We start from the raw sequence: 525 nt of genomic DNA, 5'->3' as shown, positions 1-525 counted from the left end.
GGAATATCGGCAGCCCGTTGGGATTGAGCGACTCCCTTTATCTAAACGGCTATACCAATCTAAACAATCACGACAGCCATTACAGTCGCGGCGGCAGTATGTTCTACCAAGTACCTTATGGCGCATGGACATTCAGCACTTACGCCGCCGCGTCGCAATCGCAAAGCATCTTAACGCCCAGCGTAACGCGCTATGCCTACCGCTCCAAATCCAAAGCGGCAGGAATCAAAGCGGACCGCGTATTTTCACGCAGTCAAAAACACATTACCTCCGCCTATGCCGGCATCGATTATGTGAAACAGACTGCAAAATTTGCCGACAGCAAACTGGAACTGCAAAGCCCGGAAATCTATTCGGCACAAGTCGGCCTGTCGCATACAACCATCCTGCCAAACGGTATTTGGCTCAACAATATCGGCGTGGAACAAGGGTTTGCGAAAAATACCGAACATACGCCGTTCGACAAGCGCTATACCTCTGTATCCTTGCAAAGCAATTTGATTCAAAACCGCCCATTGGGTAAAT

General features: G+C 49.7%; 1 protein-coding gene. It reads left to right on the top strand.

Going from position 1 to position 525, the window contains the following annotated elements:
• On the top strand, positions 1-525 hold a 525-nt coding region (locus tag ACTHUM_RS18520; protein ID WP_440403755.1), incomplete at both ends, for a ShlB/FhaC/HecB family hemolysin secretion/activation protein.

Source organism: Neisseria sp. P0021.S006 (assembly GCF_051956895.1).
Note: the sequence above shows the minus strand (reverse complement) of the source record. Positions and strands in the feature narration are given on the sequence as shown.